Here is a 13147-nt window from a genome sequence, read left to right as displayed (position 1 = left end):
CTCGCTTGCAGCTTGTAGCTTGCAGCTTGCCGCTCTTTGACGAAGGAAAAGCATGCTAATTATTCCCGCTATCGATCTTAAAGACGGTGCCTGTGTTCGTCTGCGCCAGGGCCGCATGGAAGATTCCACAGTGTTCTCCGATGACCCGGTGAGCATGGCTGCCAAGTGGGTGGAGGGCGGTTGCCGTCGTCTGCATCTGGTCGACCTGAACGGGGCCTTCGAAGGCCAGCCGGTCAATGGTGAGGTGGTCACCGCCATCGCCAAGCGCTACCCGAACCTGCCGATCCAGATCGGCGGCGGCATCCGTTCGCTGGAAACCATCGAGCACTACGTGAAAGCGGGTGTGAGCTACGTGATCATCGGCACCAAGGCGGTGAAGGAACCGGAGTTCGTCGCCGAAGCCTGCCGCGCCTTCCCGGGCAAGGTCATCGTCGGCCTGGACGCCAAGGACGGATTCGTCGCCACCGACGGCTGGGCCGAGGTCAGCTCGGTGCAGGTGATCGACCTGGCCAAGCGTTTCGAATCCGACGGCGTTTCCGCCATCGTCTACACCGACATCGCCAAAGACGGCATGATGCAGGGCTGCAACGTACCGTTCACCGCCGCACTGGCTGCTGCCACGTCCATCCCGGTCATCGCTTCCGGCGGCATCCACAATCTGGGCGACATCAAGACCCTGCTCGACGCCAGGGCACCGGGCATCATCGGCGCGATCACTGGCCGCGCGATTTATGAGGGCACTCTGGATGTTGCTGAGGCTCAAGCTTTTTGTGATGGCTACGCGGCCAGCTCCAAGCTGTAAGCTGCAAGCTGCAAGCTGCATGTTAAAGCGTGACGGTGATCCGCTCTCTCTTGCAGCTTGAAGCTTGCAGCTTCTTAATCGGAGATTAAGTCTTATGGCTTTAGCCAAGCGCATCATCCCTTGCCTGGACGTGGACAACGGCCGCGTGGTCAAGGGTGTGAAATTCGAAAACATCCGCGACGCCGGTGATCCGGTGGAAATCGCTCGTCGCTACGACGAGCAGGGCGCCGACGAGATTACTTTTCTCGACATCACCGCCAGCGTCGATGGCCGCGACACCACGCTGCACACCGTCGAACGGATGGCCAGCCAGGTGTTCATCCCGCTGACCGTGGGCGGTGGCGTACGCACCGTGCAAGACATCCGCAACCTGCTCAACGCCGGTGCGGACAAGGTTTCGATCAACACCGCCGCGGTGTTCAATCCGGAATTCGTCGGCGAAGCCGCAGAGCATTTCGGTTCGCAGTGCATCGTCGTCGCCATCGACGCGAAGAAGGTTTCCGGGCCGGGCGAAACCCCGCGCTGGGAAATCTTCACCCACGGCGGGCGCAAGCCAACCGGCCTCGACGCCGTGGAGTGGGCGAAGAAAATGGAAGGCCTGGGGGCCGGTGAAATCCTGCTGACCAGCATGGACCAGGACGGCATGAAAAACGGCTTCGACCTGGGCGTCACCCGTGCCATCAGCGATGCGCTGGGCATTCCGGTGATCGCCTCCGGCGGTGTCGGCAACCTGCAGCACCTGGCCGACGGCATTATCGAAGGCCACGCCAGTGCGGTCTTGGCGGCGAGTATTTTCCACTTTGGCGAATACACCGTTCAGGAAGCCAAGGCGTACATGGCCCATCGCGGAATCGTGATGCGTTAAACAATCCAGTGCAGGCCAGTGGACATCATGGCGTGCCCAAGGCACTCTTGGGTACGCCATGGATTTCGGTAGCCAGACATGCTTAAACGCTTTCTTCTTGTCCTTGCCAGCGCCTCTCTGTTGTTGATCAACGGAGCGCACGCTAAAGACAGTCCCGATACCGACCTGGTGTTGCTGACGGAAAACTTCCCGCCGTACAACATGGCGAAGAACGGCAAGAACTTCGCTCAGGACGAGAACATCAATGGCATCGCCACGGACATCGTCCGCGAGATGTTCAAGCGCGCCGATATTACCTACAGCCTGACCCTGCGTTTCCCTTGGGAGCGAGTCTACAAGCTCGCCCTGGAAAACCCCGGTTACGGGGCTTTCGTGATGGCGCGCCTGCCGGACCGCGAAAACCTGTTCAAGTGGGTCGGGCCGATCGGCCCGGACGACTGGATCATGCTGGCCAAGGCTGACAGCAAGATCACCCTCGAAACCCTGGAGGACGCGCGCAAGTACAAGATTGGCGCCTACAAGGGTGATGCCATTGCCATGACGCTGGCCAAGCAGGGCTTGAAGCCGATGGTAGTGCTGCGCGATCAGGACAACGCGAAGAAGCTGATCAGCGGTCAGATCGATCTGTGGGCCACCGGTGACCCGGCCGGGCGCTACCTGGCGCGCCAGGACGGGGTAACCGGACTCAAGACGGTACTTCGCTTTAACAGCGCCGAGCTGTACCTGGTGCTGAACAAGAATGTGCCGGACGAAACTGTTGCCAGGCTGCAGGCCGCGCTGGATCAGATGCGCAAGGACGGGCGGGTGGACGAGATCATGGCGCAGTACCTGTAGAACCCAGCACATATCAATGTGGGAACGAGCCTGCTCGCTCCCACAGGCGGATTAGCGGTACACCCCATCCTTCCCATGGGCAGCCGTCGCCCGATTACCGCGCACGCTGATCATTTGCTTGATATCGATCCACTCGATCCCCTGGGCCTTCAACTTGGGCAGCTCTCGCTCCAGAACCGCCAGTGTCTGCGGATACGGATGACCGATCATCACCGCCGAACCCTGCTTGTGCGCGAGACTGATCGCGGTCTGCAACTGGGTCAGGATCGCTGCCTCAGTGCGTTCATCGTCCAGGAACACATCCCGCGAAACGCTCGCCAGACCGATTTTCTGCGCTTGGGCAGCGGCCACGGTCTGGGCGCTGGTGCGACTGTCGACGAAGAATTTGTGCCGTCGTTGCAAGTCCGCCATCAGCCAGGCCATGGCGACCGGTTGTGCTGTCATGCGGCTGCCCATGTGGTTGTTGATGCCACTGGTGTACGGGACCATTCTGAACGCCGCGTTCAGGCGCTTTTCCAGTTCATCGATGGGCAACTCGGGATGCCAGGCGAATGGTCCGGTGGCAGGATCCATGGGCATGTGCAGGATGACGATTTTGCCGGCGCGATGGGCTTCGCGGGCGAATTCGGTGGCGTGGGGCGTATCCGGCATGATCGCCGTGGTCACTGGGCCGGGCAGGGCCAGCACCCGGCGATCCCGAGGCAGGTTCTGCCCCAGGTCATCGATGATCAGGCTCAGGTAGGCTTTGTGGGGCGTCGATCCGGCGGGCTCTGCGTGAGCAACACCCGCCAGGCAACACAACAGACCGATCAGCAACCGCAGAAACATCTCAACGGCCGGACGTGATGCTCAGCCCTTTGAGCAGGCTCAGGGCCTGGGCCAGTTGGTAATCATCGTCCTGTGGCATCGGCTTGGCTTTGCTGCTGGAGCCGGTCGGTTTGTCGGCACCGCCGTTGCCATTGCCCAGGTGCCCCTGCAAGTCGGCTTCCTTGAAGTAGTCGTTGTCTTGCTCGCTGGTGATCCTGGCCTTGCGCACTTCAATGTCCGGGACGATGCCCTGGGCCTGGATCGAGCGGCCGTTCGGCGTGTAATACAGCGCCGTGGTGATCTTCAAGGCGCGTTCATTGTTCAGTGGCAGCACGGTTTGCACAGAACCTTTGCCGAAACTGGTGGTGCCCATCAGCACGGCGCGTTTCTGGTCCTGCAGGGCGCCGGCGACAATTTCCGAAGCCGAGGCGCTGCCGCCGTTGATCAGCACGACCATTGGCACGGCTTCGCTTTCGTCCTTGCCGGTAGCAGAGAAGCGCAGCTCGGAGTTGGCGATGCGGCCCTTGGTGTAAACGATCAGGCCCTTGGTGATGAAGTGGTCGACCACTTCCACCGCCGCCTGCAGCACGCCACCCGGGTTGTTGCGCAGGTCGAGAATGATGCCCTTGAGCTTCTTGCCGTTCTCCTTGCGCAGCTTGGCCAGGGCCTTGGAGACTTCTTCGCCGGTCTTGACCTGGAACTGGGTGATGCGGATGTAGCCGTAGCCCGACTCCAGCAACTGGCTCTTCACGCTCTTCACTTGAATGACGGCGCGGGCCAGGGTCACGTCGAACGGCGTGCCGCCGTCGCGTACCAGGGTCAGGGTGATTTTTTCGCCGATCTTGCCGCGCATCTTGTCCACGGCTTCGGTCATGCTCTGGCCGCGGGTGGGCTGGCCGTTGATCTTGACGATGAAGTCGCCGGCCTGAATGCCAGCCTTGGAGGCCGGCGTGTCATCAATGGGCGAAACCACCTTGATGAAGCCGTCTTCGGCGCCGACTTCGATGCCCAGGCCGCCGAATTCACCGCTGGTGCTTTCCTGCAGCTCGGCGAAATCTTCAGGGCCGAGGTAGGCCGAATGCGGATCAAGGTTGCTGAGCATGCCCTTGATGGCGTTTTCCAGCAGGGTCTTGTCGTCCACCGGCTCGACATAGGCGGCCTTGATCCGGTCCATCACCTCGGCAAAGGTGCGCAACTCATCCAGCGGCAGGGGTGCCTTGGTGGTCGCGGCAGTGCCCGCAGGCGCGACCGCCGGGGCTGGTTGAGCGGCGAACGCCAGGGGCGCGCCAATCACCAGGGCGATCGTCAGGGCCAGCGAGGTAAGGCGGGACAAATGCAGCATGTCAAACGAACTCCTGAATTAGGCGACGCGCCTATCCTTGCGCGTGGCACCATTGCGCAGGGTCACTCGGCTGACCCTGCTGACGAATTGCGAAATACAGCGCTGGTGTGTCCTGCCCGCCACTGTTACCGACAGTGGAAATGGGTTCACCGGCTTTTACAACGTCACCGGCAGACTTGAGCAACGTCTGGTTGTGACCGTACAGACTCAGATAGCCATTGCCGTGGTCGAGAATCACCAGCAGCCCGGCGCCGCGCAACCAGTCGGCGAACACCACTCGACCACCGTGTACGGCATGCACCGCACTGCCGGCGGACGCGCCGATCATCACGCCATCCCACTTGGTCCTTGCATCGTCGCCACGGCTTTCACCGAAGCGCGCCAGCAATCGACCATCGACAGGCCAGGGAAGTTTGCCGCGGGTTGATGAAAACGGGCCGCCAAAGGTTTCGCCGGAGCTGGAAACCAGTGCGCCAGGTGTCGATCTGACCGGTTTGCGTGGGGCGTCGTCGCTGGCATCCGCCTGCGCCTGGGCCTCACGTAAACGCTTTTTTTCGGCTTCCTGCTGGGCAATCAGCGCTTTTTTTCGCGCTTCTTCTGCCTCACGGGCCTGGCGGGCCAGGGTTTCTTCAATGGTTTTAAGGACTTTAGACAGGTCTGCCTGATCCTGCTCGCGCGCCGCCAGTTTTTGATCGCGAGCCTTTACGTCTTCATTGAGCTTGGCCAGGACTTGCTGGCGCTCCTGGCGAACTTTCTCGAGTTCGCCACGCTGAGTGTCGAGGCTGCTTTGTTGCACCAGCAATTGTGCCTGCTGCATGGCAATGTCTTTTTCGACATTGCTCAGTTGGCGCAGGGTTTCGTTGAAACTCTTCAACTGCTCCAGGCGGGCCTGGCTCAGATAATCGTAATAGGTGAGGGTACGGGCGAATTTTTCCGGATTCTGCTGGTTGAGCAGCAGCTTGAGGTACTCCTGACGACCGTTCTGGTAGGCCGCCCGGGCCTGCATGGCGATCAGTCGTTGCTGTTCAGTGCGCGCGCTCTGGAGTTTTTTTTTCTCTGCATCGAGGCGCTGTAGCTCGGCTTCGCTTTTCTTCAGCTCTTTTTGCAGGGCTTCGACCTGCTTCTCGAGCTTGCCCATTTCGGTTTCGGTGCCCTTGAGCTCTTTCTGCACGCCGGACTTTTCTTCCTGCAGCTTGCCCAGCATTTTCTTCAGCTCGGCAATGTCCTGACGCGTGGCGTCCAACTGTTGTTGGGTTTCTGCACGCTCGTCAGCAAAGGCCGGTTGGAGCAGGCATGTCAGGGCGAGGGCTATCAGGACGCGAAGCATAGGGGCAGGCGGCACCAGGGAAAGGGACGGCCTAGTATGCCCGCCATGGACGGCAAAAAAAATGCCCATTTCTGACTGTGTGATAACTGGGCTGGAGTTGCATCTAAAAACACCCCAAAACCAATGTGGGAGCGAGCCTGCTCGCCAAAGCGGTGCGTCAGGCAACAATGATGTCGACTGATGCTCCGTATTCGCGAGCAGGCTCGCTCCCACAAGGTTATTCGGTGTTTGGGATATCCCGGTTACACCAGAATCGAAGTCCCGGTCATTTCCGCCGGTTGTTCAAGGCCCAACAGCTTCAGCATGGTCGGCGCCACGTCCGCCAGCACGCCGCCTTCGCGGACCTTCAAGTCGCGCTTGCCGACATAGATGAAAGGCACCGGCTCGGTGGTATGCGCAGTGTGCGCCTGGCCAGTGGTTTCATCGGCCATTTGCTCGACGTTGCCGTGGTCTGCGGTGATCAAGGCTTCGCCGCCGACCTTTTCCAGGGCGTCGACGATGCGACCCACGCACTGGTCCAGGCATTCAACGGCCTTGACCGCCGCTTCGAACACGCCGCTGTGGCCGACCATGTCGCCGTTGGCGTAGTTGACCACGATCACGTCGTAACGCAGGTTCTCGATGGCATCGACGATGCGGTCGGTGACTTCCGGTGCGCTCATTTCCGGTTGCAAGTCATAGGTGGCGACTTTCGGCGACGGAATCAGGATGCGCTCTTCGCCCGGGAACGGTTCTTCGCGGCCACCGGAGAAGAAGAAGGTCACGTGGGCGTATTTTTCGGTTTCAGCGATGCGCAGCTGGGTCTTGCCGTTTTTCGCCAGGTAGTCGCCCAGCACGTTTTCCAGGCTGCCGGCAACGAAAGCCGACGGCGCAGGGATGCTGGCGGCGTACTGGGTCAGCATGACGAAACCGGCCAGTTTCGACTGGCGGGCGCGCTCGAACTCACTGAAGTCGTCTTCGACGAACACGCGGGTCAGCTCGCGGGCGCGGTCGGCGCGGAAGTTCATGAACACCACGGCATCGCCATCTTCGACTTTCACCGGCTCGCCGATGGTGGTTGCCTTGACGAATTCGTCGCTCTCGCCGCGCTCGTAGGCGGCTTGCAGGCCTTCCTGGGCGGTGGCGGCGCTGAACTCGCCCTGGCCATCGACAATCAGGTTGTAGGCCTGGGAAACGCGGTCCCAACGGTTGTCGCGGTCCATGGCGTAGTAACGGCCGATCAGGCTGGCGATCCGGCCTTTGCCCAGGGCCTGGAAGGTCGCGTCGAGCAATTCGATCGACGATTGCGCGCTTTTCGGCGGAGTGTCGCGGCCGTCGAGGAAGGCGTGCAGGTAGATGTTTTGCGCGCCGCGCTTGAAGGCCAGTTCGGCCATGGCGACCAGGTGATCCTGGTGGCTATGCACGCCGCCATCGGACAGCAGGCCCATGAAATGCACGGCCTTGCCGGCGGCGACGGCTTTGTCCACGGCGGCGCAGATGGTCGGGTTCTCGAAAAACTCGCCGTCGCGGATCGATTTGGTCACGCGAGTGAAGTCCTGATACACCACGCGGCCGGCGCCCAGGTTCATGTGGCCGACTTCCGAGTTGCCCATCTGGCCATCCGGCAGGCCGACGTCCATGCCGCTGCCCGAGATCAGGCCGTTCGGCACGGTGGCCCACAAACGGTCGAGTACGGGCTTCCTGGCCGCATAGATGGCATTGGATTCGGGGCTGTCACTGTGACCGAAGCCGTCGAGAATCATCAGGACCAAAGGTTTAGGCGTGGTAGTCATGGAATCCACTCGTGGCTGAATTGAAAGAGGCGATGGAAAAGGGAGTGGCAGTTTAAAGCGAAGTTCCGGCCACGTCACCGCCGGACGGGGTTTGGCCGACCATAGTGGCTGTGTATACTGGCCGACATTTTAACGCCCTGGATCCTCCTTCGATGGTTGCTCACCTGATTGAATTCGCCACTAACCACTACATTCTCGTCGGTATCTTCGTCGTACTGCTGGCGTTGCTGATTGCCTATCAAATGCAGGGCGGCGGCCGCAGCCTGAGCACCGGCGAACTGACCGGCCTGGTCAACAAGGACGCAGGCCTTGTGGTCGATATTCGTCCGAGCAAGGATTTCGCCGCCGGTCACATTGTCGGTGCGGTGAACATTCCCCAGGACAAACTGGCCGCCCGCGTTGGCGAACTGGAAAAGCACAAGGCCAAGACCATCATCCTGGTCGACGCCATGGGCCAGACCGCCGGCACCCACGCCCGCGAACTGATGAAATCCGGCTTCACCGCCGCCAAGCTGTCCGGCGGTATTTCCAGCTGGAAAGCCGACAATCTGCCGCTGGTGAAGTGATATGAGTAGCGTCGTCGTCTATTCCAGTGATTACTGCGGTTATTGTTCCCGGGCCAAGCATCTGCTCGCGAGCAAAGGCGTGGCGTTCGAGGAGATCAAGGTCGATGGCAAGCCGCAGGTGCGCGCTGCGATGGCCCAGAAGGCCGGACGTACGTCCGTGCCGCAAATCTGGATCGGCAGCACCCACGTCGGCGGTTGTGATGATTTGTTCGCCCTGGAGCGCGCCGGCAAGCTCGACGCGCTGCTCAAGGCCTGACGGCAATACCCCCAAACCAGCAAACCTAAAAGAACCCTGGATCAAGAAGGATCTGCGATGACTGACCAACAGAACACTGCTGCGAACGAAGAAGAAACTGCACCGCAATTCTCCTTGCAGCGCATTTATGTGCGTGACCTGTCCTTCGAAGCTCCGAAAAGCCCGGCGATCTTCCGCCAGCAGTGGGAGCCTAGCGTCGCGCTGGATCTGAACACCCGTCAAAAGGCGCTGGAAGCCGACTTCCACGAAGTCGTGCTGACCCTGTCGGTTACCGTGAAAAATGGTGACGAAGTGGCGTTCATCGCTGAAGTGCAACAGGCCGGGATCTTCCTGATCAAGAACCTGGACGCCGCTTCGATGAGCCACACCCTGGGTGCGTTCTGCCCGAACATCCTGTTCCCGTACGCTCGCGAAACCCTGGACAGCCTGGTGACCCGCGGTTCGTTCCCGGCATTGATGCTGGCGCCGGTGAACTTCGATGCGCTGTACGCGCAAGAGCTGCAACGCATGCAGGCGGCTGGCGAGACTCCGACCGTTCAGTAAGCGGTTCCAATCGCCACAGCAATTCAATGTGGGAGCGAGCCTGCTCGCGAAGAGGGCGTATCGGATGACATCAATGTCGCCTGGTACACCGCTTTCGCGAGCAGGCTCGCTCCCACATTTTTTATGCGGTGTTACTTGAAGCCGTTCTGGCGCCAGGCCTCGTACACGGCTACAGCCACGGTATTCGACAGGTTCAGGCTGCGGCAACCTTCGCGCATCGGCAGGCGCAGACGTTGGTCGCCAGGCAGGGCATCCAGCACTTCGGCGGGCAGGCCACGGCTTTCCGGGCCAAACAGGAAGGCGTCGCCCGGGGCGAAGCTCACGTCGTGGAACGGCCGCGAACCCTTGGTGGTGAACGCGAACAGTCGTGGATGGCCGAGGCTCTCCAGGCAGCTGGCAAGGTCCGCGTGGCGTTGCAGGGTGGCATACTCGTGGTAATCGAGGCCGGCCCGGCGCAGGCGCTTGTCGTCCATCTCGAAGCCCAGCGGTTCGATCAAATGCAGGTGGCAGCCACTGTTGGCGCACAGCCTGATAACGTTGCCGGTATTCGGCGGAATTTCTGGTTGGAAAAGGATGACGTGAAACATGCACGGCTCCGAAGGTAAAGATGACGCGCATTCTACGCCGCCAGAAGGCGTGCGTTCGAAACTATTCCTGCGGGTGATGGGCTCGCTGGCGATTGTCGGGGTGATGGTCGGGTTGATGATCGGTCGCCTGACCGCGCCAGACCCCAGTCAGTTGCAGCAGGTTGAAGTGACCGGCGACGGACTGGTGGTGTGGTTCAACAACGAACCCAAGACCCATGGCGAAATCGTCGACGGCAGTGTCGCGCTGCTGTTTGGTGCCGAGGGCAAGGCGCAGAAAGGCCAGCTCAAGCTCGACGGCAAGGACGTGAACTGGCGGGTACGCTTGAGCGATGGGGGGCTGTTGCTGACGCTCGTGGCGGCCCGGCCCCTGCGGGGCGAGTGGACCGGTAGCGAGGTCGATGACCGCTGGCGGCTGGAGATCCATCTCCGGGAGCAATAAAAGAGGGAATCCCCGGCCTGCCTGTACCAGGGTTCCCGAAACGGGAGGCTCGTCGCGAGTGCGGTGTGAGCCCGATGTAAAGAGGGGAATCCCCGGCCTGCCTGTACCAAGGTCCCCGAAACCGGGTAGGTGAACTGATTCACCTGACAGGGTTATTGCAGGGGGCGTGCCAGGTTTTAATAAGTTGAAACAGAAACTCGCGTATAACGTCGAAAGCCCCGTAATCCGGGGCTTTCGTGCTTTTTTTCGATAGGGGTTCGATTGTGAGCGCACACAGGTTTTCGGGTCGGTTACCGTGCGCGATTGCGGTTCACGGTGCATTCAGTCGGTGCACTTCAGCCCCTAAAAGCATCGCGGGCAAGCCCGCTCCCACAATGGATTTTCGGTGTTCATACGATCGAATGAACACCCGTTAACCTTGTGGGAGCGGGCTTGCCCGCGATTGGCTCTTACGATCAGCGAATAACTACAGGCTGTTTAACCCTCATCCCCCTCATCATCATCCCCACCATCAACCTTCATCCCCAATTCCTTGATCTTGCGCGTCAGGGTATTACGCCCCCAACCCAGCAAGACGGCGGCATCGCGGCGGCGACCGGCGGTGTGTTTGAGGGCGGTCTCGATCATGATCCGCTCGAAGGCCGGCACGGCGCTGTCGAGCAGGCTCGACTGGCCACGGGCCAGCGCCTGGTCGGCCCACTGGCGCAGGGCCTGTTCCCAGTTGGTCACGGGGGCCGAGTCCTGTGGCAGGCTCAGCAGTTCCGGCGGCAGGTCGCCGATGTGCACTTCGCGACCCGAAGCCATCACGGTGATCCAGCGGCAGGTGTTCTCCAGCTGCCGCACGTTGCCGGGCCATGGCAAGTTCTTCAGGTATTCCTCGGTTTCGTTTTTCAGCAGCTTCGGCTCGACGGCCAGCTCCTGGGCGGCGCGGCTGAGGAAGTGCCTGGCCAGGGTCGGAATGTCTTCGCGACGGTCCGACAGGCGCGGGATGTGGATGCGGATCACGTTGAGGCGATGGAACAAGTCCTCGCGGAATTTCCCGGCATGCACCAGGGTTTCCAGGTTCTGGTGAGTCGCGGCGATGATGCGCACATCGACCTTCACCGGCACATGACCGCCGACGCGGTAGAACTCGCCGTCAGCCAGTACGCGCAGCAAGCGGGTCTGGGTGTCTGCCGGCATGTCGCCGATTTCATCGAGGAACAGCGTACCGCCGTCCGCCTGTTCGAAGCGCCCGCGGCGCAGGTTGGCCGCGCCGGTAAATGCGCCTTTTTCATGGCCGAACAGTTCGGATTCCATCAGGTCTTTGGGGATCGCCGCCATGTTCAGTGCGATGAACGGCGAGGCGGCCCGCGGGCTGTGGCGGTGCAGGGCGTGGGCGACCAGCTCTTTGCCGGTGCCGGATTCGCCGTTGATCAGCACGGTGATGTTGGAATGGCTCAGGCGGCCGATGGCGCGAAACACCTCCTGCATCGCCGGCGCTTCGCCGATGATTTCCGGGGTGCTGGTCAATGCCGGGGCAACTTCCAGGCCCTGTTGCTCCTGGGCGTGCTGGTTGGCGCGCTTGACCAGTGAAACCGCTTCATCGACATCGAACGGCTTGGGCAGGTACTCGAAGGCACCGCCCTGATAGGACGCGACAGCGCTGTCCAGATCGGAGTGAGCGGTCATGATGATGACCGGCAGTCGGGGGTGCTGCTCGCGGATCCGCGCCAGAAGGTCCAGGCCGCTGACGCCCGGCATGCGGATGTCAGAGATGATCACGTCCGGCTGCTGGCGCGCCAGACGGCTCATCACGCCGTCGGCGCTGTCGAAGCTTTGCGTGGTCATGCCTTCCTGTTGCAAGGCTTTTTCCAGGACCCAACGGATAGAACGGTCGTCATCGACGATCCACACGGTTTCACTACGGCTCATGTCGATGTGGCTCCTTGTTCCAGTGGCAGAAAGATCGAGAAAGTGGTGTGGCCGGGGTGGCTGTCACATTCGATCAGGCCCTGGTGCTGGCTGATGATGTTCTGGGTAATGGCCAGGCCCAGCCCGGTACCGTCCGGACGACCGCTGACCATGGGAAAGAAGATGGTTTCCTGAAGTTCCGCGGGAATGCCCGGGCCGTTGTCGATGATCTCGATCTTGGTCACCAGGCGATGGCGTACATGGCCGATGGTGAACTGGCGCATGGTACGGGTGCGCAGGCTGATGCGGCCCAGGCGCAGCTCGTTCTGGCTGCTGATGGCCTGCATCGCGTTGCGCACGATGTTCAGGACCGCCTGGATCATTTGCTCGCGGTCGATCAGGACGTCGGGGATGCTCGGGTCGTAGTCGCGCACCAGGGTGATGCAGCCCTGGCTTTCGGCTTCCACCAGATGGCAGACACGTTCAAGCACTTCGTGGACATTGCACATGGCCAGCGAAGGCAGCTTGTTGGAGCCGAGCATGCGGTCCACCAGGTTACGCAGGCGGTCGGCTTCTTCGATGATGACGTTGGTGTAGTCGCGCAGGCTTTCTTCCGGCAGCTCCCGGGCCAGCAACTGAGCTGCGCCGCGAATCCCGCCCAAGGGATTCTTGATTTCATGGGCCAGGCCGCGCACCAGCATCTTGCTGGTTTCCTGTTTGGAAAGCTGTGCCTCTTCCTTGGTGATTCGCAGCAGGCGGTCACGGGGGTGGACTTCGAGCAGCAGCATCGTGTGGCCATCGCTCAGAATCGGCGTTACCGCGTAGTCGACGGTCAGGGTCTGGCCGGTGAGGGCGGTGAGCATGGCTTCGCGCTTGGTGAACGGGTGCGCTTGTTCGACGGCCTGGCGCAAGGAGTTCAGCGCTTCGGTCGATTCGGTAAACAGTTCACTGATGAACTGCCCATGGCTGCGCTGACCGCTGATGGCCAGCAGCATTTCAGCCGCCGGGTTCATGTACTCGAGGCGCAGTTCGGCGTCGAGCAGGATGGTGGCGGTGGTGAGGTTGTCGAGTAGCAAACGGTGGAGAGCGTCGCTAATAGTCATCGGGACCTCTT

The 13147-nt window shown here is 61.1% G+C and carries 14 protein-coding genes; 7 read left to right on the top strand and 7 right to left on the bottom strand.

What is annotated here, in order from left to right; all coding sequences use genetic code 11:
• Nucleotides 1-52 precede the first annotated feature (52 nt).
• The 3 genes from hisA (at nucleotide 53) to CAG47_RS14300 (ending at nucleotide 2501) form a co-directional block, all read left to right on the top strand.
• Entirely contained in the window at nucleotides 53-802 is a 750-nt protein-coding gene (gene hisA, locus CAG47_RS14310) for a 1-(5-phosphoribosyl)-5-[(5-phosphoribosylamino)methylideneamino]imidazole-4-carboxamide isomerase (RefSeq protein ID WP_085725510.1), read from the top strand.
• Nucleotides 803-896: 94 nt separating this feature from the next.
• Complete coding sequence (gene hisF / locus CAG47_RS14305) at nucleotides 897-1667, top strand: imidazole glycerol phosphate synthase subunit HisF (protein WP_085725509.1); 771 nt, start codon at nucleotides 897-899, stop codon at nucleotides 1665-1667.
• Nucleotides 1668-1745: 78 nt separating this feature from the next.
• Nucleotides 1746-2501 (top strand): ABC transporter substrate-binding protein, encoded by a 756-nt coding sequence (locus tag CAG47_RS14300; RefSeq protein WP_085725508.1) that lies wholly within the window; start codon nucleotides 1746-1748, stop codon nucleotides 2499-2501.
• A 51-nt stretch (nucleotides 2502-2552) separates the two neighbouring features.
• Here the strand turns inward: CAG47_RS14300 and CAG47_RS14295 are convergent, their stop codons facing one another.
• From CAG47_RS14295 to gpmI, 4 genes are all read right to left on the bottom strand, one after another.
• Nucleotides 2553-3329 (bottom strand): divergent polysaccharide deacetylase family protein, encoded by a 777-nt coding sequence (locus tag CAG47_RS14295; protein WP_085725507.1) that lies wholly within the window; start codon nucleotides 3327-3329, stop codon nucleotides 2553-2555.
• Nucleotide 3330: 1 nt separating this feature from the next.
• Complete coding sequence (locus tag CAG47_RS14290) at nucleotides 3331-4650, bottom strand: S41 family peptidase (RefSeq protein WP_085725506.1); 1320 nt, start codon at nucleotides 4648-4650, stop codon at nucleotides 3331-3333.
• A 31-nt stretch (nucleotides 4651-4681) separates the two neighbouring features.
• Nucleotides 4682-5977, bottom strand: a complete 1296-nt coding sequence (locus tag CAG47_RS14285; RefSeq protein ID WP_085725505.1) for a murein hydrolase activator EnvC — start codon at nucleotides 5975-5977, stop codon at nucleotides 4682-4684.
• A gap of 242 nt (nucleotides 5978-6219) precedes the next feature.
• Nucleotides 6220-7749 carry a 2,3-bisphosphoglycerate-independent phosphoglycerate mutase gene (gpmI, locus tag CAG47_RS14280; protein ID WP_085725504.1) on the bottom strand — a complete coding sequence of 510 codons (1530 nt, stop codon included), beginning with the start codon at nucleotides 7747-7749 and terminating at the stop codon, nucleotides 6220-6222.
• A gap of 152 nt (nucleotides 7750-7901) precedes the next feature.
• Here gpmI and CAG47_RS14275 point away from each other — a divergent pair, with 152 nt between their 5' ends.
• The 3 genes from CAG47_RS14275 to secB are packed head-to-tail and all read left to right on the top strand — an operon-like array spanning nucleotide 7902 to nucleotide 9114.
• The gene (locus CAG47_RS14275; RefSeq protein ID WP_085725503.1) at nucleotides 7902-8315 is read left to right on the top strand and encodes a rhodanese-like domain-containing protein; all 414 of its coding nucleotides are present in this window, start codon (nucleotides 7902-7904) and stop codon (nucleotides 8313-8315) included.
• Nucleotide 8316: 1 nt separating this feature from the next.
• The gene (gene grxC, locus CAG47_RS14270; RefSeq protein ID WP_085725502.1) at nucleotides 8317-8571 is read left to right on the top strand and encodes a glutaredoxin 3; all 255 of its coding nucleotides are present in this window, start codon (nucleotides 8317-8319) and stop codon (nucleotides 8569-8571) included.
• 57 nt (nucleotides 8572-8628) lie between these two features.
• Nucleotides 8629-9114, top strand: coding sequence for a protein-export chaperone SecB (gene secB, locus CAG47_RS14265; RefSeq protein WP_085725501.1), 486 nt, complete (start codon nucleotides 8629-8631; stop codon nucleotides 9112-9114).
• 131 nt (nucleotides 9115-9245) lie between these two features.
• On the opposite strand, the gene trmL is transcribed toward secB, so the two are convergent.
• Nucleotides 9246-9701 (bottom strand): tRNA (uridine(34)/cytosine(34)/5-carboxymethylaminomethyluridine(34)-2'-O)-methyltransferase TrmL, encoded by a 456-nt coding sequence (trmL, locus tag CAG47_RS14260; protein ID WP_085725500.1) that lies wholly within the window; start codon nucleotides 9699-9701, stop codon nucleotides 9246-9248.
• Between trmL and CAG47_RS14255 the strand changes: the two genes are divergently transcribed.
• Complete coding sequence (locus tag CAG47_RS14255; protein WP_085725499.1) at nucleotides 9700-10140, top strand: hypothetical protein; 441 nt, start codon at nucleotides 9700-9702, stop codon at nucleotides 10138-10140. The genes trmL and CAG47_RS14255 overlap by 2 nt on opposite strands.
• Nucleotides 10141-10617: 477 nt before the next feature.
• Here the strand turns inward: CAG47_RS14255 and ntrC are convergent, their stop codons facing one another.
• Together ntrC and glnL are read right to left on the bottom strand one after the other, a co-directional pair.
• Nucleotides 10618-12054 (bottom strand): nitrogen regulation protein NR(I), encoded by a 1437-nt coding sequence (ntrC, locus tag CAG47_RS14250; protein WP_085725498.1) that lies wholly within the window; start codon nucleotides 12052-12054, stop codon nucleotides 10618-10620.
• A complete protein-coding gene (gene glnL / locus CAG47_RS14245) occupies nucleotides 12051-13136 on the bottom strand; it encodes a nitrogen regulation protein NR(II) (protein WP_085725497.1) in 1086 nt (361 codons plus the stop codon). The genes ntrC and glnL overlap by 4 nt, the downstream gene beginning before the upstream one ends.
• Nucleotides 13137-13147 lie beyond the last annotated feature (11 nt).

The sequence above is a fragment of the Pseudomonas sp. R37(2017) genome, assembly GCF_002113375.1.
In the GTDB taxonomy this organism is placed as follows: Bacteria; Pseudomonadota; Gammaproteobacteria; order Pseudomonadales; family Pseudomonadaceae; genus Aquipseudomonas.
This window is presented reverse-complemented; position numbering and strand designations above follow the sequence as displayed.